Genomic DNA, 23,464 nt, shown 5'->3' on the forward strand with positions numbered 1-23,464 from the left:
GTAAATGGATTTTACGCAGCAGTTACAGGCTTGCGTTGAGCAAGCAAACCAGGCGTTGAGTCGTTTTATCGCACCACTGCCCTTTCAGAACACTCCCGTGGTTGAAACCATGCAGTATGGCGCATTATTAGGCGGTAAGCGCCTGCGCCCGTTCCTGGTTTACGCCACCGGTCAGATGTTTGGCGTCAGCATCACCACGCTGGATGCCCCGGCCGCCGCTGTTGAGTGCATACATGCATATTCATTGATCCATGATGATTTACCGGCAATGGACGACGATGATCTGCGTCGCGGACTGCCGACCTGTCATGTAAAATTTGGTGAAGCCAATGCGATCCTGGCTGGCGATGCCCTGCAAACCCTGGCGTTTTCCATCATCAGCGACGCGCCGATGCCGGAAGTGGCCGATCGTGACCGTATCGCCATGATCTCAGAACTGGCGAATGCGAGCGGCATTGCGGGCATGTGCGGCGGCCAGGCATTGGATCTCGATGCCGAAGGAAAACAGGTCCCGCTGGAAGCGCTGGAACGAATCCATCGTCATAAAACCGGCGCACTGATCCGCGCCGCCGTTCGTCTCGGTGCTCTAAGTGCCGGAGAAAACGGACGAAATGCCCTGCCGATACTCGATAAATACGCAGAAAGTATCGGTTTAGCCTTCCAGGTTCAGGATGACATTCTGGATGTGGTGGGTGATACTGCAACGCTGGGTAAACGCCAGGGAGCTGATCAGCAACTTGGCAAAAGTACCTATCCTGCACTTTTGGGCCTTGAGCAAGCCCGAAATAAAGCCCAGGATCTGATTGATGATGCTCGCCAGTCTTTACGTCAACTGGCAGCATTATCTCTCGATACTTCGGCACTGGAAGCGCTAGCGGACTACATAATCCAGCGTGATAAATAATTGACTACCCTGAGCAATGAATTGCAGTAGATACACTGCAATTTGGGTAAACAAACGATGAGTCTCTGATGAGTTTTGATATAGCCAAATACCCTACCCTGGCACTGGTCGATTCCACCCAGGAGTTACGTCTGCTCCCTAAAGAGAGCCTGCCGAAACTCTGCGACGAACTGCGCCGCTATTTACTCGACAGCGTCAGCCGTTCAAGTGGACACTTCGCCTCCGGGCTGGGCACGGTGGAACTGACCGTGGCATTGCACTATGTCTACAATACCCCGTTTGACCAGTTGATCTGGGACGTAGGGCATCAGGCTTATCCGCATAAAATTCTCACGGGCCGCCGCGATAAAATTGGCACCATTCGCCAGAAAGGCGGTTTGCATCCCTTTCCCTGGCGCGAAGAGAGCGAGTACGACGTTTTAAGCGTCGGCCACTCTTCCACCTCCATCAGCGCCGGAATTGGTATTGCCGTTGCCGCTGAAAAAGAAGGCAAAGACCGCCGCACCGTCTGTGTGATTGGCGACGGTGCCATCACCGCTGGGATGGCGTTTGAAGCGATGAACCATGCGGGCGATATTAAGCCGGACATGCTGGTCATCCTGAACGACAACGAAATGTCGATCTCCGAGAATGTCGGTGCGCTGAACAATCATCTGGCGCAACTGCTTTCCGGTAAGCTCTACTCCTCTTTACGCGAAGGCGGGAAGAAAGTTTTCTCTGGCGTACCGCCGATTAAAGAGTTGCTCAAACGTACTGAAGAACATATCAAAGGCATGGTCGTCCCCGGCACACTGTTCGAGGAACTGGGCTTTAACTACATCGGGCCGGTCGATGGTCACGATGTCGTTGGACTCATCACCACGCTGAAGAACATGCGCGACCTGAAGGGACCGCAGTTCCTGCACATCATGACCAAAAAAGGCCGTGGTTACGAACCTGCAGAAAAAGACCCGATTACCTTCCACGCCGTCCCTAAATTTGATCCTTCCAGCGGCTGTCTACCAAAAAGCAGCGGCGGCCTACCGAGTTACTCGAAAATCTTCGGCGACTGGTTGTGTGAAACAGCGGCCAAAGACAACAAACTAATGGCCATCACACCGGCGATGCGTGAAGGGTCCGGGATGGTGGAGTTCTCGCGTAAATTCCCCGATCGCTATTTCGACGTGGCGATTGCTGAACAGCACGCGGTGACCTTTGCGGCCGGTCTGGCGATTGGCGGTTATAAGCCGGTGGTGGCGATTTACTCCACCTTCCTGCAACGCGCCTACGATCAGGTACTGCACGATGTCGCCATTCAAAAACTGCCGGTGCTGTTTGCTATCGACCGGGCGGGGATTGTCGGTGCTGACGGGCAGACGCATCAGGGGGCCTTCGATCTCTCCTTCCTGCGCTGCATTCCGGAAATGGTCATCATGACGCCGAGCGACGAAAACGAATGTCGCCAGATGCTCTTCACCGGCTATCACTACAACGAGGGTCCTGCCGCCGTACGTTACCCACGCGGTAATGCGGTCGGCGTTGAACTGACGCCGCTGGAAAAACTGCCAATAGGGAAAGGTATCGTCAGACGCCACGGTGAAAAACTGGCGATTCTGAATTTCGGTACGCTGATGCCAGAAGCGGCCAAAGTGGCGCAGTCGCTCAATGCGACCTTAGTCGATATGCGTTTTGTGAAACCGTTGGATGAAGCGTTGATTCTGGACATGGCGGCCCGCCACGAGGCAATGGTCACCATTGAAGAGAACGCCATCATGGGTGGCGCAGGCAGCGGTGTCAATGAAGTGCTGATGGCGCATCGTAAACCCGTGCCGGTACTTAACCTCGGTTTGCCAGACCATTTCATCCCACAAGGTACCCAGGATGAAGCCCGCGCAGAACTGGGGCTCACAGCTGAAGGTATTGAGGCCAGAATCAAGGCCTGGCTGGCGTAACTCCCCTCCTCACTCCTGCTATGCTTGAACGATGAACAGCAAAGCAGGAGTGGTATCATGCAATACAATACGTTAGGAAAAACTGACCTCCGGGTCTCTCGCCTCTGCCTGGGCTGCATGACGTTCGGTGAACCGGATCGCGGCAATCACGCCTGGACGCTTCCGGAAGAAAGCAGTCGCCCCATCATTCAACGCGCCCTCGCTGGCGGCATTAATTTCTTCGATACCGCCAACAGTTATTCCGACGGAAGTAGCGAAGAAATTGTTGGTCGCGCCCTGCGGGATTTTGCCCGCCGCGAAGACGTTGTGGTCGCAACCAAAGTCTTTTATCCCGTCGGTGACCTGCCGGAAGGATTGTCCCGGGCGCAAATTCTGCGTTCCATTGACGACAGCCTCACCCGCCTTGGTATGGAGTATGTCGATATCCTGCAAATTCACCGCTGGGACTACAACACGCCCATTGAAGAGACGCTGGAAGCCCTGAACGACGTGGTAAAGGCTGGCAAGGCACGCTACATCGGCGCCTCTTCCATGCACGCGGCACAATTTGCTCAGGCGCTGGCGCTCCAGAAACAGCATGGTTGGGCGCAGTTCATCAGCATGCAGGATCACTACAATCTTATCTATCGCGAAGAAGAGCGCGAAATGCTACCGCTGTGTTACCAGGAAGGCGTGGCGGTGATCCCCTGGAGTCCGCTGGCACGTGGACGCCTGACGCGGCCCTGGGGTGAAACCACCGCCCGTCTGGTTTCTGATGAAGTGGGGAAAAACCTGTATAGCGAAAGTGACGAAAACGATGCTCAGATTGCCGCACGTCTGGCTGGCGTCAGTGAAGAGCTTGGCGCAACGCGTGCCCAGGTCGCGCTGGCCTGGCTGCTGAGTAAACGTGGCGTCGCTGCGCCGATTATCGGTACATCACGCGAAGAACAGCTAGATGAACTGCTGAATGCCGTGGACTTAACGCTGCAACCAGAACAGATTGCCGAGCTGGAAACACCGTACAAGCCGCATCCAGTGGTGGGGTTTAAGTAATGTGATAATGCCCGGTGGCGCTACGCTTACCGGGCCTACGCTGATGCCGCGCAATCCCGCAGGCCGGATAACGCATTCATGCCGCCATCTGGCAAAAACTCGCCCGGTGGCGCACGCTTACCGGGCCTACACTGACACCCTGCAACCCCGTAGGCCGGATAACGCATTCATGCCGCCATCCCGCTAAAACTCGCCCGGTGGCGCTACGCTTACCGGGCCTACGCTGATGCCGCGCAATCCCGCAGGCCGGATAACGCATTCATACCGCCATTCGGCAAAAACTCGCCCGGTAGCGCTACGCTTACCGGGCCTACACAGGCGCCGTGCAACCCCGCAGGCCGGATAACGCATTCATGCCGCCATCCCGCTAAACTCGCCCGGTAGCGCTACGCTTACCGCGCCTACGCTGGTGCCGTGCAACCCCGCAGGCCGGATAACGCATTCATGCCGCCATCTGGCAAAAACTCGCCCAGTGGCGCTACGCTTACCGGGCCTACACTGGCGCCGTGCAACCCCGCAGGTCGGATAAGGCATTCATACCGTCATCCGGAAAAACTCGCCCGGTGGCGCTACGCTTACCGGGCCTACGCTGGCGCCGTGCAACCCCGCAGGCCGGATAACGCATTCATGCCGCCATCCGGCAAAAACTCGCCCGGTGGCGCTACGCTTACCGGGCCTACACTGGCGCCGTGCAACCCCGCAGGCCGGATAACGTATTCATGCCGCCATCCGGCAAAAACTCGCCCGGTGGCGCACGCTTACCGGGCCTACACTGGCGCCGTGCAACCCCGCAGGCCGGATAACGCATTCATGCCGCCATCCGGCAAAAACTCGCCCAGTGGCGCTACGCTTACCGGGCCTACACAGGCGCCGTGCAACCCCGCAGGTCGGATAAGGCATTTATGCCGCCATCCGGCAAAATCTCGCCCGGTGGCGGCTTCGCCTTACCGGGCCTACATTGGCGTCGTGCAAATCCGCGGGCCGGGCCATCCGGCAATATACGCGTTTAAATCAACCCAATCGGCCAGTGATGTCCGATGAAATACAGGATCCCGGCGGAAATCACGCCCGCGACAATATCATCGACCATAATCCCCATCCCGCCATGAACGTTGCGGTCAAACCAGCGGATTGGCCAGGGCTTCCACATATCAAAAATACGGAAAATCACAAACCCTGCGGCCACCCACTGCCAGGCCGTGGTGGGTAATGCCATTAGGGTTATCCACATCCCGATAAACTCGTCCCACACAATGCTACCGTGATCGTGTACGCCCATATCTTTCGCCGTCTGATGGCAAAGATAAACACCGATACAGATCCCCAGCATCACCACCAGAGAGTAAAGCTGCCAGGGTAAAAATGTCATCAGATACCAAAAAGGGATCGCCGCCAGCGATCCCATCGTACCTGGCACGACGGGGCTAAGCCCGCTACCAAATCCTGTCGCCAATAAATGCCACGGATTACATAGCGTTAACCGACTCTTCGCGACATCTTTATGGCGTGGCAAAATGGTCATATCCTTTCCAGTCAAAGGTGACAGGATTTCCGTCACGCACAAAATTCATGCCTTCCACATCTGCGCTCATTTGCCCAATGCAGGTAAACGGGACGCCGAGCTGACCAATGGCCACATCCAGCGCGCCGCGGTTAATTTCCGGGACAGTGAAACATAATTCGTAATCTTCACCGCCAGAGAGCGCCCAGCGCAGAGCCTGATCGGGAGCCACATGACGGGAAAACGCACCGGAGTATGGTAATGCGTCCACCTCAACACGAGCGCCACAACCACTGGCAGTGACAATATGCCCCAAATCCGAGATCAGTCCATCGGAGAGATCGATAGCCGCGCTCGCCAGATCGCGCAGCGCCTGGCCTATCAAAATACGCGGCGTGGGGCGTAAATGACGCATCAACAGATACTCTGCATCTTTCGCCTCTGCGACCTGTAATCGATTCTGTAAAATCGCCAGCCCCGCGGCACTGTCACCCGGCGTCCCGGTGACGTAAATCCAGTCGCCCGGTTTCGCGCCCGAGCGTTTTAAAGCGCGCCCAGTGGGAACATAGCCATGGATACCCAGCGTCATCGACAACGGTCCACGCGTGGTATCGCCGCCGATCAACTGCATATCGTAATAACTGAGTTGTTCAAACAGGCTGTCGCTGAATGCGGCGAGCCAGTCTTCATTCACATCAGGGAGCGTCAATGCCAGCGTTAACCAGGCAGGGTTGGCCCCCATCGCAGCCAGATCGCTTAAGTTTACCGCCAGCGCCTTATAGGCCAGATCGGCAGGATCAATATCAGGAAGGAAGTGGTTGCCCGCCACCAGCGTATCGGTGCTGATTGCCAGGGTCTGTTTTTCAGGGATATTCAGGAGAGCGCAATCGTCGCCAATGCCGGTTTCGACATCGAAGCGAGAACTTCGTACACGATCAAAATAACGGGCAATCAGGGAGAACTCGCCGCATGCCATACGTTATGCCTCAGCAGGAAAAAAGAAAAGGCCGTCAGGCAAGCGGAAACATCCCGCTCTTCTGACGGCCTGATGATTACTTTTTGTTGGGGCGAATCACAGGTGCTGCTTTATCCAGTACGCCGTTGACGAACTTGTGGCTATCTTCGGCACCGAAGGTTTTCGCCAGTTCGATAGCTTCGTTAATGGCCACTTTATAAGGCACATCACTACGTTTGGACAGTTCAAACAGCGCAATACGCAGCACCGCTTTTTCTACCTGACCCAGCTCATCCAGCAGACGAGACAGGTAAGGTTTCATCAATCCGTCCAGGTACGCGGTATTAGTCGCCACCCCGGACAGCAGTTCACGGAAGTACAGTACGTCTACATCTTTTACGTCCTGTTCCGCCAGGAACTGGTATTCAACATCAGCGATGTCGTTCTGGGACAACTGCCAGGAGTAGAGCGCCTGAACGGCACACTCACGGGCGCGGCGACGAGCAGCAGGTTTCACGGATTTCCCCTTACAAAAATCAGGCCTTAATGGCTTTCAATACATTAATCATTTCAAGCGCGGTCAGTGCAGCTTCAGCGCCTTTATTACCGGCTTTCGTGCCAGCACGTTCGATAGCTTGTTCAATACTTTCAGTGGTGAGAACACCAAAGGCTACCGGGATTTCGCTTTCCTGAGCGACATGCGCCAGGCCATTGCTTGCCCCGCCAGCGACATATTCGAAGTGTGCAGTACCGCCACGGATAACGGTACCCAGCGCAATCACCGCGTCATATTTACCGGTTTTTGCCAGTGCGCCAGCCGCCAGCGGCAGCTCATACGCGCCCGGAACCCAAACGACAGTAATGTTTTCATCTTTTACCTGACCAATACGTTTCAGGGCGTCAATCGCACCTTCGAGCAGGCTGTCATTGATAAAGTTGTTGAAACGCGCAATGGTGATGGCGACGCGAGCGTCCGGGGTAGCAACGTTAGCTTCAATAATGTTCATACTCTTCCTTCGGGTTCATTTGTGGCCCCGCAGGGGGGCGGATTTTATCATAATATTTTGTGCGCTGCTTCCCTTTCGAACCGGGAGATCATGCGCCCACTAAATGCAGGCAAATATCCGGACCTACATGGCGTATCTCATTGAATTTAAAATGGGGGGCCTGACTTAATTTCTCAAGCCCCGGCAGTACACATAATCCCCGGGCGTCGCTTCCTAACAGTTTAGGCGCAACATAGACGATAAGCTCATCCACTAATCCAGCCTGTAACAGCGCTCCCGCCAGCGTCGGCCCCGCTTCAACCCAGAGACTGTTAATTTGCTGTTTACCAAGCTGCATCATCAGCAAGACAAGGTCAAGATGGCCGTTGTGCTCCGGAATAATGATTGACTGCACGCCTTCCGGCCAGTCGCGATCATCACGGTGCGTACGGGCAAACCAGGTTTCACCCGGCTGCTGCACAATGCGATGTTCTGGCGTGACGCGGTTTTGACTGTCGATAACAATACGCACCGGCTGGCGCAGATTTTCCTGCGGATAAATCGCCTGCGTATCCGCGTTCAGTTCATCCCAGCGCACCGTTAATGCCGGATCGTCAGCCAGTACCGTCGCACTGCTGGTCAGAATGGCATGGCTTTGCGCACGCAGACGCTGCACGTCGCGTCGCGCCTGTGGCGAAGTCACCCACTGGCTTTCGCCGCTGGCCATTGCCGTACGACCATCGAGCGAAGCGCCAAGCTTAAGCTGTATATACGGGAATCCCGTACGCATCCGCTTGAGAAAACCTTTATTTAACGCTTCCACTTCGCCCATCATCAGCCCATGGCTCACGTCAATGCCGGCTTGTTGCAGACGATAAAGCCCACGTCCCGCTACCTGCGGGTTGGGATCCTGCATGGCCGCGACGACTCGGGTGACGCCCGCCGCCACTAATGCGTCACAGCACGGCGGCGTACGGCCATGATGGCTACACGGTTCCAGCGTGACATACGCGGTGGCGCCTTTGGCTTTCTCGCCGGCCATTCGCAACGCATGGACTTCAGCATGAGGTTCACCGGCGCGATGATGATAACCTTCACCGACAATCTCGCCCTCTTTGACGATCACGCAACCAACGTTAGGATTGGGATGGGTGGTGAACCGCCCGCGCGCAGCGAGTTTCAGCGCTCGCGCCATGTAAAACTCATCCATCATGGCTTAGTCCTGTAGGCGAGCGATCTCTTCGCCGAATTCTTTGATATCTTCAAAACTGCGGTACACGGAGGCAAAGCGGATATAGGCAACTTTATCGAGCTTTTTCAGTTGTTCCATTACCAGATTGCCGATCATCTTACTGGGAACTTCACGTTCTCCGGTGGCGCGCAGTTGCGATTTAATGTGATTTAACGCCATTTCGACGTCGTCGGCGCTGACCGGGCGTTTTTCCAGTGCTCTGAGCATACCACTACGCAGCTTCTCTTCGTTGAAAGGTTCACGCACATCGTTACTTTTTATCACGCGTGGCATCACAAGCTCTGCGACTTCAAACGTAGTGAAACGTTCATTACAAACCAGACACTGCCGACGGCGGCGTACTGAAGAGCCCTCGCCGACAAGACGAGAGTCAATAACCTTAGTGTCTACGGCGAAACAGAATGGGCAATGCATACGGCGTCCTGTACCTCAGTGGTTAACGAAATCTATTTTACCCTGAACTGACGTGACAACAAAGGCGGAGCGCTTTTGAGACAAAGGATCTATCCCTTTGCTCACCAGCAGATCTACCATTAGGTTATCCCGACAATGAAGGAAATAATCTACATGACAAGACGTTACCTAAGAATTATCCTGGTGGGAAGCTTCTTTAGTCTCAGTGCCTGTGTACAGCAGAGCGAAGTACGCCAGATGCATCAAAGCGTCAGTACGTTAAATGCAGAAATGACGCAATTAAACCAGGAAACCGTCAAGATTACGCAGCAAAACAGGTTGAATGCGAAATCGTCCAGCGGCGTTTACCTGCTACCGGGTTCCAAAACGCCAGCCCGTCTGAACAGCCAGATTGGCACTTTGCGCATGTCGCTTATCAATATTGCCCCCAATGCCGACGGTATGCGTCTGACGCTACGTATTCAGGGCGAGTCCAACGATCCATTACCCGCATTCAGCGGCACGGTGGAATATGGGCAAATCCAGGGAACGACTGAAAATTATCAGGAAGTGAATGTACGTAATCAATTGATTAACGCCCCAGCCAGCCTTCTGGCCCCCAGCGACATTGACATTCCGTTACAGTTAAATGGATTGACGCCGGATCAGCCCGGTTTTATTCGCATCCACGACATCCAGCCTGTGACGCAATAAACGCCCCAGCGGAGCGTTTTGTTCGTTCCGCAACACATCCCCCTTTAGTTTTGTTATTCCTCTTACATCATTCTCACTTTTCATGAAAATTGGCTACATTCATGAAAGCCAGTACACTCTCATCGTTTAAAATACGCAAACGTGAACGCAATCGATTACGCGAATGATAGAACTGTGAAACAAGACAGATTTTTGTGAGCAAGGGTTTTTATAATAGGCTCCGCAGAAACACGAAATATTTAGAAACGCAATTTGCGCCTTTTTCACTCCCGCAAGGGATTTTTAAACAGTGGCATACATATGAAAAAAACATTACTCGCAGCCGGTGCAGTGCTGGCGCTCTCGTCGTCTTTCACCGTTAATGCAGCTGAAAACGACAAACCGCAATATCTTTCTGACTGGTGGCACCAGAGCGTAAACGTGGTCGGCAGCTACCACACGCGTTTCGGACCGCAGATCCGTAACGACACCTATCTGGAATATGAAGCTTTCGGGAAAAAAGACTGGTTTGACTTCTATGGTTACGCGGATGCCCCGGTATTCTTCGGCGGTAACGGCGATGCGAAAGGTATCTGGAACCACGGTTCTCCGCTGTTTATGGAAATCGAACCCCGTTTCTCTATCGATAAACTGACCAATACCGACCTGAGCTTTGGTCCGTTTAAAGAGTGGTACTTCGCGAACAACTACATCTACGACATGGGTCGTAACAAAGATGGTCGCCAGAGCACCTGGTACATGGGTTTAGGTACCGACATCGACACCGGTCTGCCGATGAGCTTGTCCATGAACGTCTATGCAAAATACCAGTGGCAGAACTACGGCGCAGCGAACGAAAACGAGTGGGATGGCTACCGCTTCAAAGTGAAATACTTCGTGCCGATTACCACTCTGTGGGGCGGCAACCTGAGCTACATCGGCTTCACTAACTTTGACTGGGGTTCAGATCTGGGCGACGAAGATTTTTCCGATCTTAACGGCAACAAAGCGCGTACCAATAACTCTATCGCCTCCAGCCACATTCTGGCGCTGAACTACGATCACTGGCACTACTCCGTTGTAGCCCGTTACTGGCACAATGGGGGTCAGTGGAGCGATGACGCAGAGCTGAACTTCGGTAAAGGCGACTTTAACGTACGCTCTACCGGTTGGGGTGGATACCTGGTGGTAGGTTATAACTTCTAACTGCGCGAAGTAGCCGGATGGCGACGCAAACGTCTTATCCGGCCAGTAAAACACAGGCCCGGTCAGCAAAGTGTCACCGGGCAAAAAAGCACCAAACGAAAATATCGTCGGTGCTTTTTTTATTTCTTCTTATTCATCATCGCTTTCAGGTCAGCGAACGGATTGTACTTCGCTTCTCCGACATCTTTCTGCGCATCTTCCCCGGCAATGACCGTGGAACCATACAGATCGGCCTCCGTGTATTTTGAATGCTCATGATCGTGGCAGTAGAGGCAAAGCAGTTCCCAGTTACTGCCATCTTCCGGATTATTGGTGTGATCGTGATCCATGTGATGCACCGTCAACTCACGCAAGTTCGAGTAGACAAACTCGCGTGAGCAGCGCCCACAGACCCAGGGAAAGAGTTTCAGCGCTTTTTCACGATAGCCGCTTTCCAGCCGCGCATAATTTTTGGGGATTATTGCCATGATGATGAAATACCAGGGTTAACGATAAGGTCATGTGCAGTTTCCCGCGAAGCTGACTTTTTAGCAATCCCGGAGAGAAGACAATTTATCTCCTTTCTTCATGTTGCACTTTACGCAAAAAATCACTTAAAGAGCGGTTCGCGTCTTCACGAAAACGTCGGTCAAGCGGGGTAATCTGCAGACAACGATCAAAGCGAAAACAGCGGTAATCTTCACGCCGCTCACACCAGGCAATCAGCAGCCAGTGTTCTGCCCAGAAGAACATCCCGAGCGGTTGCACGTCCCGCCAACTGAGATGCCCGGCTTCATCGCGATAATGCAACGCCAGTACCTGCTGCGCCGAAACCGCCTGGTGAATAAGATCAAAGGCACTGCGGGAATGCGGCTGCGTACCAAAATCAGGCGCAAATATCCTCGTCTGTTCCGCCCGACGACGGCTCTCTTCCGGCAATATCGCCAGCACCTTCTCCTGCGCAGATTCCAGTTCCCGCGAAAGGGAATCCCCTCCCCATGTTTTCAGCAAGCGAATGGCCACCATCAACGCTTCTGATTCGCGGTGCGTTAACATCAGCGGCGGGAGATCAAAGCCGGCGATTAAGCGATACCCAATCCCCGCTTCGCCTTCCACGGGTACGCCGGATAATGAAAGGTCGCGGATATCGCGATAGATTGTTCGCTCAGAAACCTCAAGCCGTTCGGCCAACAGCGCCGCCGTTGTCAGCCGCCTGCCACGCAGGATTTGCACAATCTGAAACAAGCGGTCGGCGCGTCGGGTCATTTTCACTCTCTGTATTAGCGATGATTACACGGGTTGATGCAGGCCAACACGGTTGCCTTCACTGTCGGTAAACAGCGCAATAGTGCCAATATTCTGCCCCAGGTCGAGCGGCCCAAAGACACACTCTCCGCCAGCGGTAGTGACCCGTCCAAGGGTTGCCGCCAGATCCGCCGTATGTAAATAAATAATAGCGCCCTGCGTTGAGGGTGTTATCCCATCAAATTTTGCCAGTGCGCCGCCGGTTGCCGGTTCGTCATACGGAAAAACAGCCAGATCGGCGCAATCCATTTTTTCACGGCGTAGTGACATCTGCATCACCGGCTCATAAAACGCAATGGCGCGTTCCATATCTGCTACCGGAATTTCAAACCAGTTAATAATGCTTTTCATGGTTCCTCCTGCCTGTTTAGGTGAGTTCAGGAGAAATCATAAAACAGGCCTCCTGACAGCATACTGTCAGGAGTGATCGCTGTTTTACACGCTGCGGTGCCTACCCGCTACAGGTGAAAATAGTGCCCCATTTGAGATGCCAACCGACGCCGCCCCTTCTCATATCACATCGTTGATTAAAGTTTTGTAAATGTGAATCAGTTGCATTTCCACATAATTGTCACTGCTACTGATTATCATTTATTGTATGCGCGCCTGAAGAACAGGCTCCAGTTCGGATAACGATTAGTTCCAATTACTCCGGGATAAAAACGATGAATGCTCTGCCCAGCATCAGACTGCACCGAATCACTCTTGCATCAGCTCTGGCTCTCTGTTTCAGCGCCCCCGCGCTGGCCGAGGAGACGTTAACCCTCTACACCACGCGTGAACCAGGCCTGATTCAGCCATTGCTCGATAGCTGGACACAATCCAGCGGCGTCAAAGTGAACACGGTTTATATTAAAGATGGGATGCTAGAACGCGTGAAAGCGGAGGGGCAAAATTCCCCTGCTGACCTGCTGATGACCGTCGATGCTGGTAATCTCATTGATTTAGTCGAAGCGGGCGTCACGCAACCAGTACAGTCAGAGACGCTGAAGGCGGCCATTCCAGCCAATTTACGTGGTGAAGATAATCAGTGGTTTGCGCTGTCTATGCGCGCCCGTGTGCTCTATGCGGATAAATCCCTGCCCATTGATAACTGGCATTATGAACAGCTTTCCAGCCCGCAATACAAAGGTAAAGTGTGTATCCGTTCCGGACAACATCCTTATAATACGGCACTGATTGCCGCCATGATTGCCCACCACGGTGAAGCGAAAACCGAAGAGTGGCTGCGTGGCGTGAAGGCAAATCTGGCGCGTAAAGCCACCGGCGGTGACCGTGACGTCGCCCGTGATATTCTCGGCGGCATTTGTGATATCGGTCTGGCGAACTCCTATTACGTCGGCCACATGAAAAATGCGAAAGAAGGCAGTGATGCCCGCCGTTGGGGTGACGCTATTAAAGTCGTGAAACCAACCTTTGAGCAAGGCGGCACGCATGTGAATATCAGTGGTGCCGCAGTGGCCCGCTACGCGCCGAATAAAGCAGAGGCAATAAAACTGATGGAATACCTGGTGTCTGCGCCAGCCCAGCAACTCTATGCCAAAGCAAACTTTGAATATCCGGTACTGAAAGGCGTTAAGCTTGATCCTGTGATCAGCGCGACGATCGGTGAGATTGACGTCGATAAAGTCCCGTTAACTGAAATTGTGAAATACCGTAAACAAGCAAGCCTGCTGGTTGATAAAGTTGGATTCGATCAATAAGTCTCTTCATCAGACGACGTTACGCGGCCTGGTTTCCGGGCCGCAGTCGTTATTAACGCCGCTGCATCTTGGCGCGCTGTGTATTGCGCTGGGCGTACTCACCCCTATCGTGGCTCTGGTCTGGCAGGCAACGCAGGCTGACTTCTCCCACTGGGATAATCTCATCACCTTTGTGCTGCCCTCTGTATTGAAAAATACCGTGCTATTGCTGGCGGGGGTGGCTGTAATGGTGGGCGTTATTGGCGTCGGCAGCGCATGGGCTGTCACGGCATGGGATTTCCCCGGACGCAAAATCCTCAGTTGGGCGCTCCTGCTGCCGCTGGCAATGCCGACCTATATTGTGGCATTCGCCTGGCTCGACTTAATGCATCCCATCGGCCCGCTGCAAACATTCATCCGTTTTTTATTGGGATTTGACAGCCCGAGACAGTTCCGTCTGCCTGATTTGCGTTCCCTGCCAGGCGCCATTATTCTGCTCGGTTTAGTGCTGTACCCCTACGTCTACCTGACGACCCGGGCGATGTTTATTAGCCAGCCAGCGCACCTGCTGGAGGCCGCCCGTACGCTGGGCTGTGGTGCTGCCGGCACTTTCTTTCGCGTTGCTCTGCCGCTGGCACGCCCGGCGCTGGCAGTGGGAATCAGCCTGGCGCTGCTGGAAACGCTGAACGATATCGGTGCATCCGAATTTCTGGGTGTTCAAACCTTGACGGTCACCGTGTATACCACCTGGATTTCTCGCTCTGACTTGGCATCCGCTGCGCAAATCGCCTGCATGATGCTGATGTTTATTTTCTGCATACTGACGCTGGAATTTTATGGCCGCAGAAAACAAGGATTTAGCAGCCGCAGCCTGCGGGAAATTCAACCGACACGCGTACACGGCTGGCGTGGATGGCTTCTCGGCACGATCATTGCGCTACCGGTGATTCTCGGATTTCTGGCCCCGGTCCTGTTTTTGGTCTGGGAAAGCCTGAAACGGTTAGGTGAAGAAAATCCGCTTTCCGCCTCGTTACTTTCGGCATTGCAAAACACGCTGACGCTCGCGGCGGGAACCACCCTGGTCGTCGTGTGTGTCAGTTTGCTGGTGGCGTGGAGCGCGCGCCATAGCGCTGCGGACAACGCAATGCCGGGATTCCGTCGCGGCGTCATGCGCCTCGCCTCCCTGGGTTACGCGGTTCCAGGAACCATTCTGGCGATTGGTTTTCTGACGCCGGCAATGGCGGTCGATAAATGGCTGGCGGAACTCCTGGATATGCGCGGCTTGCCGTTGATGTCTGCGGGGATATTGCTGGTTATCTGCTGTGCAATGCGTTTTCAGGCGATTGCCATCGGCGCACTGGATTCCGGACTCGGTCGTATCCCCCCTTCCCTTGAACAAGCCTCGCGTTTGTTAGGTGAAAATGGCGCGGGGACATTTGCCCGGGTTCACTTCCCGTTATTACGCCCAGCGCTGGTGAGTAGCGCATTGTTAGTCTTTGCCGATGCGATGAAAGAGCTGCCAACGACGCTGCTTTTACGTCCCGTCAACTTCGAAACGCTGGCAACGTTGCTTTATGCAGAAGCCGCTCGCGGAACCTATGAAGAAGGGGCCATTGCCGCTTTAATGATTGTTCTTGCAGGCACACTGCCGGTTATTTTGCTGGTGCGTCATCAACTGACTCGCCGCCACTAAAGGAACGACAATGTCAGAAATTGCATTACGCCTGGAGGATGTGCATGTTGCCTACGGCAACAGCCAGCAATCAGTGCTAAAGGGATTTTCAATGACCTTGCGCAAAGGTGAACTTGCCTGTCTGCTGGGGGCCTCCGGCTGCGGCAAAACCACCGTCCTACGCGCCGTTGCCGGATTTGAACGGCTGCAAAACGGAGAGATTTATGTATCGCAACGACGTGTCGCCGGACCGGGCATACATCTGCCGCCAGAGAAACGTCACGTCGGGATGGTATTTCAGGAATATGCGTTATTCCCCCATCTGACAGCACAACAAAACGTGGCGTTTGGTTTACGACGGATGCCGCGTGAGGCGCAACAGGCCAGAGTGACAGAGCTGCTTAGAATGGTGGAGTTGCACAGCCATGCGGGTCGCTACCCTCATGAACTCTCGGGCGGACAACAACAACGTATCGCATTAGCCCGTGCGCTGGCGCCGAATCCCGATATCCTGCTATTGGATGAGCCTTTTTCCAGCCTAGATAAAAAAACACGCGAGCGCCTCGGCACAGAAGTTCGGGATATTTTGCGCGATGCGGGGCAAACCGCACTGCTGGTGACGCACAGTGAGCACGAAGCGCAGTTAATGGCTGACCATATTGGTTATGTACAAATGGGTAAATATCAAAAGAATAAAGACGCGCAATCCAACTGACAGAACCCGAAAATAGCCTTTTTATCCTGATGGCATAAAACGTCATCGCGCCCCGGCGTTAACACATCCCCCAGGAGCAACGGCTCTTACTTTTGTAAACTCAAACGGATAAGCAAAAAAAATCCCGGTCATTTGACCGGGATTTCGATGATAGCGTGAACGTCTGCTTAAGGCAGAATTGACGGCTGATCCGCCCCTTCTTTCTCAACTTTCTGCTGCAACATGTGCTCGCGTTTCATCCCCAGTTTCAGCGCCAGCGCTGAGGCAACGTAGATGGATGAAGCCGTACCGATAGAGACACCGATCAGCATGGTCAGTGAGAAGCCTTCCAGTACCGGACCACCGAAGAGGTACAGCATCAGAATAACCACTAATGTCGTACCGGAGGTAATCAACGTACGATGCAGCGTCTGGGTCAGCGACACGTTAAAGATTTCGTAAGGCGTCCCGCGACGGATTTTGCGGAAGTTTTCACGAATACGGTCAGAAACCACGATGCTGTCGTTCAGCGAGTAACCGATGACCGACATCAAAGATGCGACAATCGTCAGGTCAATCTCGATATGGAACAGCGACAGCACGCCCAGCGTAATGATCACATCGTGTGCAAGAGAGATAACCACCCCCGCCGCCAGTCGCCACTCGAAGCGGAAACCGACGTACACCAGGATGGAGATCAGCGCCGCAAGCAGCGCCATTGCACCCGTTTGCGCCAGATCGGCACCTACGCTAGGTCCAACGAACTCAATACGCTTCACTGCCGCATTCTGGTGGGTGGCTTCGTTGATGATCGTCAGCACTTTGCTGCCTAACACCTGACCGCCATTTTCGCCTTCCGTCGGCGGCATGCGCACCATGATGTCGTGGCTGCTGCCGAAGTTTTGCAGTTGCGGCTCTTCAAAACCCGCTTTCTGCAACGCTTCGCGCATGACATCTATTTCTGCTGGTTTCTCCAGCGTGATCTCAATTACCGTACCACCGGTGAAATCCAGTCCCCAGTTAAAGCCGCGCACGCCCATAATCACAATGGCCGCGATCAGCAAAAGACCAGAGATGCCGAAAGCCCAGTAGTCCCAGCGCATAAAGTCCCAGACTTTACGGCCATGGTTCAATTGTTCAACAGTATATTCCTGTGCCACAACGCACTCCTCAGATTGACAGCTTGTTGATGCGTTTGCCGCCATACAACAGGTTTACGATGGCACGCGTACCGACAATTGCGGTAAACATCGACGTTGCTACACCAATACCGGTGGTGATAGCGAAGCCTTTGATTGCGCCGGTGCCCACTGCATACAGGATCAAGACTTTAATCAGCGTCGTGATGTTCGCATCAAAGATGGAACTGAATGCACCCGCATAACCTTCGTTGATCGCCTGCTGCACCGAACGCCCGTTGCTCAACTCTTCTTTGATACGTTCGTTGATCAGTACGTTAGCATCGACCGCCACCGCAAGGGTTAGCACGATACCCGCAATACCCGGCATACTCAGCGTGGCCCCTGGCAGCAGCGACATAATGCCGACAATCAGGACCAGGTTTGCAATCAGCGCGCTGGTTGCGATCAGACCGAACTTCTTATAGAAGAAGATCATGAACAGAATAGAAACCGCCAGACCTGCCAGACACGCTTCCAGACCCTGTTCGATGTTCTGCATACCCAACGTTGGGCCGATGGTACGTTCTTCAACAATCTGAATCGGCGCAATCAGCGCACCGGCACGCAGCAACAGAGAGAGCTGACGCGCTTCGTTCGGGTTGTCGATGCCGGTAATACGGAAGCTGTTGCCCAGGCGTGACTGGATGTTGGCGATGTTGATCACCTCTTCCTGCTTCACCAGAATCGAGCGACCATTGGCATCTTTCTTACCGCTGTCTTTGTACTCCACAAACAGGGTCGCCATCGGTTTACCGATGTTGTCCTTGGTGAAGTTAGACATGATGTTGCCACCCGCGCTATCCAGCGAGATGTTAACCTGCGGCTGATTGTATTCGTCCTGGCTGGAAGTGGAGTCGGTGATATGGTCACCGGTCAGGATCACACGTTTGTACAGCACAACCGGCTGACCTTCGCGGGTCTGTTTCACTTCAGAATCGCCCGGTACACGCCCGGAAGCGGCAGCAGACTGGTCCACGTTGGTGTTGACCAGGCGGAACTCCAGAGTCGCCGTGGCGCCCAGAATCTCTTTCGCACGCGCGGTATCCTGAATACCCGGCAACTCAACGACGATGCGATCTGCACCCTGACGTTGTACGACAGGCTCAGCAACACCCAGTTGGTTAACACGGTTACGCAGGATATTGATGTTCTGCTGCACCGCATATTCGCGGGCTTCGCTCAGGCGAGCATCGGTCATTACCGCACGCAGTACATTGCTACCCTGGCCTGTGATCACCAGATCGCGATGACGGGGCGTCAGATACGCGATCGCCTCATCGCGGGCCTTGTCATCACGGAACGTAATGCTCAGACCGTATTTGTCTTCTTTGCGTACAGTCGTATAAGGAATGCCTTTATCGCGCAGTTCGCTGCGCAGGCTATCGATATTTTGCTCCTGCAGCTTACCCAGAGCGGTGTCCATATCCACTTCCATCAGGAAGTGAACGCCGCCACGCAGGTCGAGACCGAGTTTCATCGGTTCTGCGTGAATAGCAGCCAGCCAACGCGGGGTCGCTGGAGCAAGGTTTAGCGCCACGACGTATTTATCACCCAGCACGCCCACCAGCGCTTCACGTGCGCGCAGTTGGATGTCGGTGGTGTCGAAGCGCGCAAGAATAGCGCCCTCTTCCAGTGCCACAGACTTAGCAGTAATTTTTTCTTCTTGTAACGTTTTCTGGACCTGGATCAGCGTTTGCTCACTGGCGGCGACACCGCGCGCGCCAGTGATTTGAACAGCCGGATCCTCACCATACAGGTTGGGAAGTGCGTAAAGCAGGCCGACGACAATCACGACGACCAGCATAATGTACTTCCACAAAGGATAACGGTTTAACACGGCAGTTCCCTTTGGGAAAACAATAAATTACAGCGCCTTCATGGTGCCTTTCGGCAGAACGGCAGCTACGAAGTCACGTTTGATAACCACTTCAGTGGTGTCGTTCAGCGCGATAACAATGTAGCCAGATTCAGCTACTTTGGTCACACGACCCACCAGGCCACCATTAGTCAGTACTTCATCGCCTTTCGCAATGGAGTTCATCAGATTTTTGTGTTCTTTAGTACGCTTCTGCTGTGGGCGAAGGATCATGAAGTAGAAAATCAGACCAAACACCACCAGCATCAGAATCAGAGACATCGGGCTGCCCTGCGCCGGAGCACCTGTTGCCGCTACCGCATCAGAAATAAAAAAGCTCATTCAAATTCCCTCATTATTAAAATTAATCAACGTTCAAAGGTGGAACAGGTCGACCCTGGCGTTGGTAAAAATCGGTCACGAAGCTCTCTAATTTACCCTCTTCAATAGCCTTGCGTAAACCCGCCATCAAACGCTGGTAGTAACGAAGGTTATGAATGGTATTGAGTCGCGCGCCCAATATTTCGTTGCAACGGTCAAGATGATGCAAGTAAGCGCGCGAATAATGGCGACAGGTATAGCAATCACACTCAGCATCGAGTGGGCTGGTGTCGCTTTTATGCTTCGCATTACGAATTTTCACCACGCCGTCAGTCACGAACAAGTGACCGTTACGGGCGTTTCGCGTTGGCATCACGCAGTCAAACATATCAATACCACGACGTACGCCTTCAACCAGATCTTCTGGTTTGCCGACGCCCATCAGGTAACGCGGTTTATCCGCCGGGATTTGCGGGCAAACATGCTCCAGAATGCGGTGCATATCCTCCTTCGGTTCCCCCACAGCCAAACCGCCGACAGCGTAGCCATCAAAGCCGATATCTACCAGACCTTTGACAGAGATATCACGTAAATCTTCGTAAACGCTGCCCTGAATGATGCCAAAAAGCGCATTTTTATTGCCAAGGCCGTCAAAACGGTCGCGGCTACGCTTCGCCCAACGCAAAGACATCTCCATAGAGCGTTTAGCATAGTCCCAGTCCGCCGGATAGGGAGTACATTCGTCGAAAATCATTACGATATCGGAACCGAGATCGTATTGAATCTCCATGGACTTTTCAGGATCAAGGAAAATCGGATCGCCGTTGATCGGGTTGCGGAAGTGAACGCCTTGTTCGGTGATCTTGCGAATATCCCCCAGACTGAACACCTGGAAACCGCCGGAATCGGTAAGAATCGGGCCTTTCCACTGCATGAAATCGTGCAGATCGCCATGCAGTTTCATGATTTCCTGCCCTGGGCGCAGCCACAGGTGGAAGGTGTTGCCGAGAATAATCTGCGCGCCAGTGGCTTCAACTTCTTCTGGCGTCATCCCTTTGACGGTGCCGTAAGTGCCAACAGGCATAAAAGCAGGCGTTTCCACTACGCCACGATCAAACACCAGGCGGCCACGGCGAGCGCGTCCGTCGGTGGTATCCAGTTCGAATTTCATTTTTTCTCCTGCATCAGAGAAACAGTCTGATGATTAATGTTACGAGATGAGGTTCACCCTCACCCCGGCTCTCTCCCGCACGGGAGAGAGAAAAATCGTATCGTGCCTGTGTTGTCGGGTGGCGCTACGCTTACCCGACCTACAAACCGTAGGCCTGATAAGCAACGCGCCATCAGGCAGGACGTTCATTAATAGCCTGCGGATTGTACGTGATAAACATGGCATCACCGTAACTAAAAAATCGATATTCCGCTTTTACGGCTTCGTGATAGGCGTGCATGGTGTGTTTATAACCCGCAAACGCCGAAACCAGCATAATCAGTGTTGATTCAGGCAGATGGAAGTTAGTCACCAGCGCATCAATGACTTTGTATTGATAACCAGGATATATAAAAATCTGCGTATCGCCGAAGAACGGTTCGATAAGATCATTTTTTGCCGCCTGCGCCGCGCTTTCCAGTGAACGTACGGACGTCGTACCCACCGCAATCACCCGGTTGCCGCGTGCTTTCGCGGCCAGCACCGCATCCACAACGTCTTGCGGCACTTCGGCGTATTCGGAATGCATGATGTGGTCTTCAATGGTGTCCACACGCACAGGCTGGAACGTCCCGGCACCGACATGCAGCGTAACGAACGCCATCTCGATGCCTTTATCACGCAGTTTGGTCAGCAGTGGATCGTCAAAATGCAGACCTGCGGTTGGCGCTGCAACAGCGCCGGGCTTTTCACCGTAAACCGTCTGATACAGCTCGCGGTCGGCGTCTTCATCCGGACGGTCAATATAGGGCGGCAACGGCATATGGCCGATGGCGTTGAGAATGTCCAGAACCGGACGCTCGTCATTAAATTCGACTTCAAACAGAGCGTCATGACGGGCGGTCATGGTGGCCTTGATGCTCTCATCATCGCCCAGCAGTAATTCAGCGCCTGGCTTCGGCGCTTTAGAGGCGCGAATATGCGCCAGAATACGCGTGTCATCCAGCATACGCTCAACCAGCACTTCAATCTTGCCGCCGCTGGCCTTACGACCAAACAGACGCGCCGGGATCACGCGGGTATTGTTAAAGACCAGCAGATCGCCAGGGTTGAGCTTATCGAGTAAATCGGTGAAAGTACCGTGCGTCAGCGCGCCCGTCGGCCCGTCTAATGACAGCAAGCGGCAACTACTGCGCTCAGGCATCGGATAGTGGGCAATCAGGGACTCGGGTAATTCAAAGGAAAAATCGGCAACGCGCATGACACTGACTCTGACTAAAATAAGAGGCGGGTAGTCTAGTGCCGGGGCGTTCTCCCTGCAACCTTTACCCCTCTGGATAAACATTAAACCATGAATTTTCTTGCTCACTTACATTTGGCCTACCTCGCCAACAGCTCACTTTCCGGCAATCTGCTGGCTGATTTTGTGCGGGGAAATCCGCAAGCGAACTATGCGCCTGATGTGGTGGAAGGTATTTTTATGCATCGTCGAATCGACGTGATGACCGACAACCTGCCGGAGGTTCGCGAAGCACGGGAATGGTTTCGCGCCGATACCCGCCGCGTCGCACCCATTACGCTCGACGTGATGTGGGATCACTTTCTGTCGCGTCACTGGGCGCAAATCTCCCCGGACTTCCCCTTACAGGCCTTTGTGCGTTACGCCCATTCCCAGGTTGAGATTATTCTGCCGGAATCGCCGCCACGTTTTGTGAATCTGAATAACTACCTGTGGTCGGAAAAGTGGCTTGAGCGTTACAGTGATATGGATTTCATTCAGGATGTTCTGAACGGAATGGCCAGTCGCCGCCCCCGCCTTGATGCCCTTCGCGACTCGTGGCATGACCTGGATACCCACTACGATGCTCTGGAAGCGCGTTTCTGGCAGTTTTATCCGCGAATGATGGTGCTGGCGAAAAACAAACAACTTTAATAGTGGGTCGATTGATAGGTAAAAGCTCACTGAACGATTGTCAGCGCCTCTTTGTCTTATTGCCGAACACCTTCTATACTGGCCCGCGTTGCGTTCCAAAAACCCTTAACTTTGCAGGAGAATTATATGGTACTGGTTACTCGTCAGGCTCCAGATTTCACAGCAGCTGCGGTACTGGGTAGCGGTGAGATTGTTGAAAACTTCAACTTCAAACAGCACACCAACGGTAAAACGACCGTTCTGTTCTTCTGGCCGATGGACTTCACCTTCGTTTGCCCGTCAGAACTGATCGCGTTCGACAAACGTTATGAAGAATTCCAGAAGCGTGGCGTTGAAGTGGTTGGCGTTTCTTTTGACTCTGAATTTGTCCATAACGCATGGCGTAACACCCCTGTCGACAAAGGCGGCATCGGTGCAGTGAAATACGCAATGGTTGCTGACATCAAACGCGAAATCCAGAAAGCCTATGGCATCGAGCACCCGGAAGCGGGCGTGGCGCTGCGTGGTTCTTTCCTGATCGACGCCAACGGCGTTGTTCGCCACCAGGTCGTTAACGATCTGCCGCTGGGTCGTAACATCGACGAAATGCTGCGTATGGTTGACGCACTGCAGTTCCACGAAGAGCACGGTGATGTTTGCCCGGCGCAGTGGGAAAAAGGCAAAGAAGGGATGAACGCCTCTCCGGACGGCGTTGCAAAATACCTGACCGAAAACGTCTCCAGCCTGTAATTGGCATGAATTGAAAAAAGGCTCGCCACGGCGAGCCTTTTTTATTGCGTTGACCCATCCTGAATAGCGTTGACACGTTCCTGACCTAAATCCGGAGAACGTGATGATGA

General features: G+C 53.6%; 24 protein-coding genes. 10 read left to right on the forward strand and 14 right to left on the reverse strand.

Annotated features, from left to right (window positions below):
- The first annotated feature begins 4 nt into the window (after positions 1 to 4).
- From ispA to yajO, 3 genes are all read left to right on the forward strand, one after another.
- Entirely contained in the window at positions 5 to 904 is a 900-nt protein-coding gene (gene ispA / locus CJP72_RS00560) for a (2E,6E)-farnesyl diphosphate synthase (RefSeq protein ID WP_162378961.1), read from the forward strand.
- A gap of 68 nt (positions 905 to 972) precedes the next feature.
- Entirely contained in the window at positions 973 to 2,835 is a 1,863-nt protein-coding gene (dxs, locus tag CJP72_RS00565; protein WP_162378962.1) for a 1-deoxy-D-xylulose-5-phosphate synthase, read from the forward strand.
- 57 nt (positions 2,836 to 2,892) lie between these two features.
- Positions 2,893 to 3,867, forward strand: a complete 975-nt coding sequence (yajO, locus tag CJP72_RS00570) for a 1-deoxyxylulose-5-phosphate synthase YajO (protein ID WP_162378963.1) — start codon at positions 2,893 to 2,895, stop codon at positions 3,865 to 3,867.
- Positions 3,868 to 4,873: 1,006 nt separating this feature from the next.
- On the opposite strand, the gene pgpA is transcribed toward yajO, so the two are convergent.
- From pgpA to nrdR, 6 genes are all read right to left on the reverse strand, one after another.
- Positions 4,874 to 5,389 carry a phosphatidylglycerophosphatase A gene (gene pgpA / locus CJP72_RS00575; protein ID WP_162378964.1) on the reverse strand — a complete coding sequence of 172 codons (516 nt, stop codon included), beginning with the start codon at positions 5,387 to 5,389 and terminating at the stop codon, positions 4,874 to 4,876.
- Positions 5,367 to 6,344, reverse strand: a complete 978-nt coding sequence (gene thiL / locus CJP72_RS00580; protein WP_162378965.1) for a thiamine-phosphate kinase — start codon at positions 6,342 to 6,344, stop codon at positions 5,367 to 5,369. Before thiL ends, pgpA begins: the two co-directional genes overlap by 23 nt.
- A gap of 76 nt (positions 6,345 to 6,420) precedes the next feature.
- Positions 6,421 to 6,840, reverse strand: coding sequence for a transcription antitermination factor NusB (gene nusB / locus CJP72_RS00585; RefSeq protein WP_162378966.1), 420 nt, complete (start codon positions 6,838 to 6,840; stop codon positions 6,421 to 6,423).
- A 19-nt stretch (positions 6,841 to 6,859) separates the two neighbouring features.
- Positions 6,860 to 7,330, reverse strand: a complete 471-nt coding sequence (gene ribH / locus CJP72_RS00590) for a 6,7-dimethyl-8-ribityllumazine synthase (RefSeq protein WP_046476205.1) — start codon at positions 7,328 to 7,330, stop codon at positions 6,860 to 6,862.
- 88 nt (positions 7,331 to 7,418) lie between these two features.
- On the reverse strand, positions 7,419 to 8,522 hold the full coding sequence (ribD, locus tag CJP72_RS00595) for a bifunctional diaminohydroxyphosphoribosylaminopyrimidine deaminase/5-amino-6-(5-phosphoribosylamino)uracil reductase RibD (protein WP_162378967.1): 1,104 nt from the start codon (positions 8,520 to 8,522) through the stop codon (positions 7,419 to 7,421).
- 3 nt (positions 8,523 to 8,525) lie between these two features.
- Positions 8,526 to 8,975 carry a transcriptional regulator NrdR gene (nrdR, locus tag CJP72_RS00600; RefSeq protein WP_162378968.1) on the reverse strand — a complete coding sequence of 150 codons (450 nt, stop codon included), beginning with the start codon at positions 8,973 to 8,975 and terminating at the stop codon, positions 8,526 to 8,528.
- A gap of 153 nt (positions 8,976 to 9,128) precedes the next feature.
- On the opposite strand from nrdR, the gene CJP72_RS00605 reads away from it, so the two are divergent.
- Together CJP72_RS00605 and tsx are read left to right on the forward strand one after the other, a co-directional pair.
- Positions 9,129 to 9,668, forward strand: coding sequence for a DUF3251 domain-containing protein (locus tag CJP72_RS00605; protein ID WP_162378969.1), 540 nt, complete (start codon positions 9,129 to 9,131; stop codon positions 9,666 to 9,668).
- Between the two features lie 300 nt (positions 9,669 to 9,968).
- A complete protein-coding gene (tsx, locus tag CJP72_RS00610) occupies positions 9,969 to 10,853 on the forward strand; it encodes a nucleoside-specific channel-forming protein Tsx (RefSeq protein WP_162378970.1) in 885 nt (294 codons plus the stop codon).
- A 119-nt stretch (positions 10,854 to 10,972) separates the two neighbouring features.
- Here the strand turns inward: tsx and yajD are convergent, their stop codons facing one another.
- The 3 genes from yajD to CJP72_RS00625 all read right to left on the reverse strand — a co-directional run bounded on the left by yajD (position 10,973) and on the right by CJP72_RS00625 (position 12,488).
- Positions 10,973 to 11,320, reverse strand: a complete 348-nt coding sequence (gene yajD / locus CJP72_RS00615; protein WP_162378971.1) for an HNH nuclease YajD — start codon at positions 11,318 to 11,320, stop codon at positions 10,973 to 10,975.
- Positions 11,321 to 11,405: 85 nt separating this feature from the next.
- Complete coding sequence (locus tag CJP72_RS00620) at positions 11,406 to 12,098, reverse strand: helix-turn-helix transcriptional regulator (RefSeq protein WP_162378972.1); 693 nt, start codon at positions 12,096 to 12,098, stop codon at positions 11,406 to 11,408.
- Positions 12,099 to 12,122: 24 nt separating this feature from the next.
- The gene (locus CJP72_RS00625) at positions 12,123 to 12,488 is read right to left on the reverse strand and encodes a VOC family protein (protein WP_162378973.1); all 366 of its coding nucleotides are present in this window, start codon (positions 12,486 to 12,488) and stop codon (positions 12,123 to 12,125) included.
- A gap of 314 nt (positions 12,489 to 12,802) precedes the next feature.
- Here CJP72_RS00625 and CJP72_RS00630 point away from each other — a divergent pair, with 314 nt between their 5' ends.
- Genes CJP72_RS00630 through CJP72_RS00640 form a run of 3 tightly spaced genes read left to right on the forward strand, consistent with a single transcriptional unit; the run spans position 12,803 to position 16,206 of the window.
- On the forward strand, positions 12,803 to 13,840 hold the full coding sequence (locus CJP72_RS00630) for an extracellular solute-binding protein (RefSeq protein WP_162378974.1): 1,038 nt from the start codon (positions 12,803 to 12,805) through the stop codon (positions 13,838 to 13,840).
- Positions 13,824 to 15,512, forward strand: coding sequence for an ABC transporter permease (locus CJP72_RS00635; protein ID WP_162378975.1), 1,689 nt, complete (start codon positions 13,824 to 13,826; stop codon positions 15,510 to 15,512). The genes CJP72_RS00630 and CJP72_RS00635 overlap by 17 nt, the downstream gene beginning before the upstream one ends.
- A 10-nt stretch (positions 15,513 to 15,522) precedes the next feature.
- The gene (locus tag CJP72_RS00640) at positions 15,523 to 16,206 is read left to right on the forward strand and encodes an ABC transporter ATP-binding protein (protein ID WP_162378976.1); all 684 of its coding nucleotides are present in this window, start codon (positions 15,523 to 15,525) and stop codon (positions 16,204 to 16,206) included.
- A 167-nt stretch (positions 16,207 to 16,373) separates the two neighbouring features.
- On the opposite strand, the gene secF is transcribed toward CJP72_RS00640, so the two are convergent.
- From secF to queA, 5 genes are all read right to left on the reverse strand, one after another.
- Entirely contained in the window at positions 16,374 to 17,345 is a 972-nt protein-coding gene (secF, locus tag CJP72_RS00645; protein ID WP_162378977.1) for a protein translocase subunit SecF, read from the reverse strand.
- A 10-nt stretch (positions 17,346 to 17,355) separates the two neighbouring features.
- Complete coding sequence (gene secD / locus CJP72_RS00650) at positions 17,356 to 19,203, reverse strand: protein translocase subunit SecD (RefSeq protein ID WP_162378978.1); 1,848 nt, start codon at positions 19,201 to 19,203, stop codon at positions 17,356 to 17,358.
- A gap of 27 nt (positions 19,204 to 19,230) precedes the next feature.
- On the reverse strand, positions 19,231 to 19,563 hold the full coding sequence (gene yajC / locus CJP72_RS00655) for a preprotein translocase subunit YajC (RefSeq protein WP_162378979.1): 333 nt from the start codon (positions 19,561 to 19,563) through the stop codon (positions 19,231 to 19,233).
- 22 nt (positions 19,564 to 19,585) lie between these two features.
- Positions 19,586 to 20,713, reverse strand: coding sequence for a tRNA guanosine(34) transglycosylase Tgt (tgt, locus tag CJP72_RS00660; protein ID WP_162378980.1), 1,128 nt, complete (start codon positions 20,711 to 20,713; stop codon positions 19,586 to 19,588).
- 172 nt (positions 20,714 to 20,885) lie between these two features.
- Positions 20,886 to 21,953, reverse strand: a complete 1,068-nt coding sequence (queA, locus tag CJP72_RS00665; protein ID WP_162378981.1) for a tRNA preQ1(34) S-adenosylmethionine ribosyltransferase-isomerase QueA — start codon at positions 21,951 to 21,953, stop codon at positions 20,886 to 20,888.
- 90 nt (positions 21,954 to 22,043) lie between these two features.
- On the opposite strand from queA, the gene acpH reads away from it, so the two are divergent.
- On the forward strand, positions 22,044 to 22,625 hold the full coding sequence (gene acpH, locus CJP72_RS00670; RefSeq protein WP_162378982.1) for an ACP phosphodiesterase: 582 nt from the start codon (positions 22,044 to 22,046) through the stop codon (positions 22,623 to 22,625).
- A 126-nt stretch (positions 22,626 to 22,751) separates the two neighbouring features.
- Positions 22,752 to 23,354, forward strand: coding sequence for a peroxiredoxin (locus tag CJP72_RS00675; RefSeq protein WP_003021524.1), 603 nt, complete (start codon positions 22,752 to 22,754; stop codon positions 23,352 to 23,354).
- The last annotated feature ends 110 nt before the right edge of the window (positions 23,355 to 23,464 follow it).

The sequence above is a fragment of the Citrobacter sp. NCU1 genome (genome assembly GCF_010231475.1).
GTDB lineage: Bacteria > Pseudomonadota > Gammaproteobacteria > Enterobacterales > Enterobacteriaceae > Citrobacter_D.

Bases quoted from the DNA above. Each gene is read 5' to 3' on its own strand.
- ispA (WP_162378961.1), top strand. From the start codon at position 5: ATGGATTTTACGCAGCAGTTACAGGCTTGCGTTGAGCAAGCAAACCAG.
- dxs (WP_162378962.1), top strand. From the start codon at position 973: ATGAGTTTTGATATAGCCAAATACCCTACCCTGGCACTGGTCGATTCC.
- yajO (WP_162378963.1), top strand. From the start codon at position 2,893: ATGCAATACAATACGTTAGGAAAAACTGACCTCCGGGTCTCTCGCCTC.
- pgpA (WP_162378964.1), bottom strand. From the start codon at position 5,389: ATGACCATTTTGCCACGCCATAAAGATGTCGCGAAGAGTCGGTTAACG.
- thiL (WP_162378965.1), bottom strand. From the start codon at position 6,344: ATGGCATGCGGCGAGTTCTCCCTGATTGCCCGTTATTTTGATCGTGTA.
- ribH (WP_046476205.1), bottom strand. From the start codon at position 7,330: ATGAACATTATTGAAGCTAACGTTGCTACCCCGGACGCTCGCGTCGCC.
- ribD (WP_162378967.1), bottom strand. From the start codon at position 8,522: ATGATGGATGAGTTTTACATGGCGCGAGCGCTGAAACTCGCTGCGCGC.
- nrdR (WP_162378968.1), bottom strand. From the start codon at position 8,975: ATGCATTGCCCATTCTGTTTCGCCGTAGACACTAAGGTTATTGACTCT.
- CJP72_RS00605 (WP_162378969.1), top strand. From the start codon at position 9,129: ATGACAAGACGTTACCTAAGAATTATCCTGGTGGGAAGCTTCTTTAGT.
- tsx (WP_162378970.1), top strand. From the start codon at position 9,969: ATGAAAAAAACATTACTCGCAGCCGGTGCAGTGCTGGCGCTCTCGTCG.
- yajD (WP_162378971.1), bottom strand. From the start codon at position 11,320: ATGGCAATAATCCCCAAAAATTATGCGCGGCTGGAAAGCGGCTATCGT.
- CJP72_RS00620 (WP_162378972.1), bottom strand. From the start codon at position 12,098: ATGACCCGACGCGCCGACCGCTTGTTTCAGATTGTGCAAATCCTGCGT.
- CJP72_RS00625 (WP_162378973.1), bottom strand. From the start codon at position 12,488: ATGAAAAGCATTATTAACTGGTTTGAAATTCCGGTAGCAGATATGGAA.
- CJP72_RS00630 (WP_162378974.1), top strand. From the start codon at position 12,803: ATGAATGCTCTGCCCAGCATCAGACTGCACCGAATCACTCTTGCATCA.
- CJP72_RS00640 (WP_162378976.1), top strand. From the start codon at position 15,523: ATGTCAGAAATTGCATTACGCCTGGAGGATGTGCATGTTGCCTACGGC.
- yajC (WP_162378979.1), bottom strand. From the start codon at position 19,563: ATGAGCTTTTTTATTTCTGATGCGGTAGCGGCAACAGGTGCTCCGGCG.
- tgt (WP_162378980.1), bottom strand. From the start codon at position 20,713: ATGAAATTCGAACTGGATACCACCGACGGACGCGCTCGCCGTGGCCGC.
- queA (WP_162378981.1), bottom strand. From the start codon at position 21,953: ATGCGCGTTGCCGATTTTTCCTTTGAATTACCCGAGTCCCTGATTGCC.
- acpH (WP_162378982.1), top strand. From the start codon at position 22,044: ATGAATTTTCTTGCTCACTTACATTTGGCCTACCTCGCCAACAGCTCA.
- CJP72_RS00675 (WP_003021524.1), top strand. From the start codon at position 22,752: ATGGTACTGGTTACTCGTCAGGCTCCAGATTTCACAGCAGCTGCGGTA.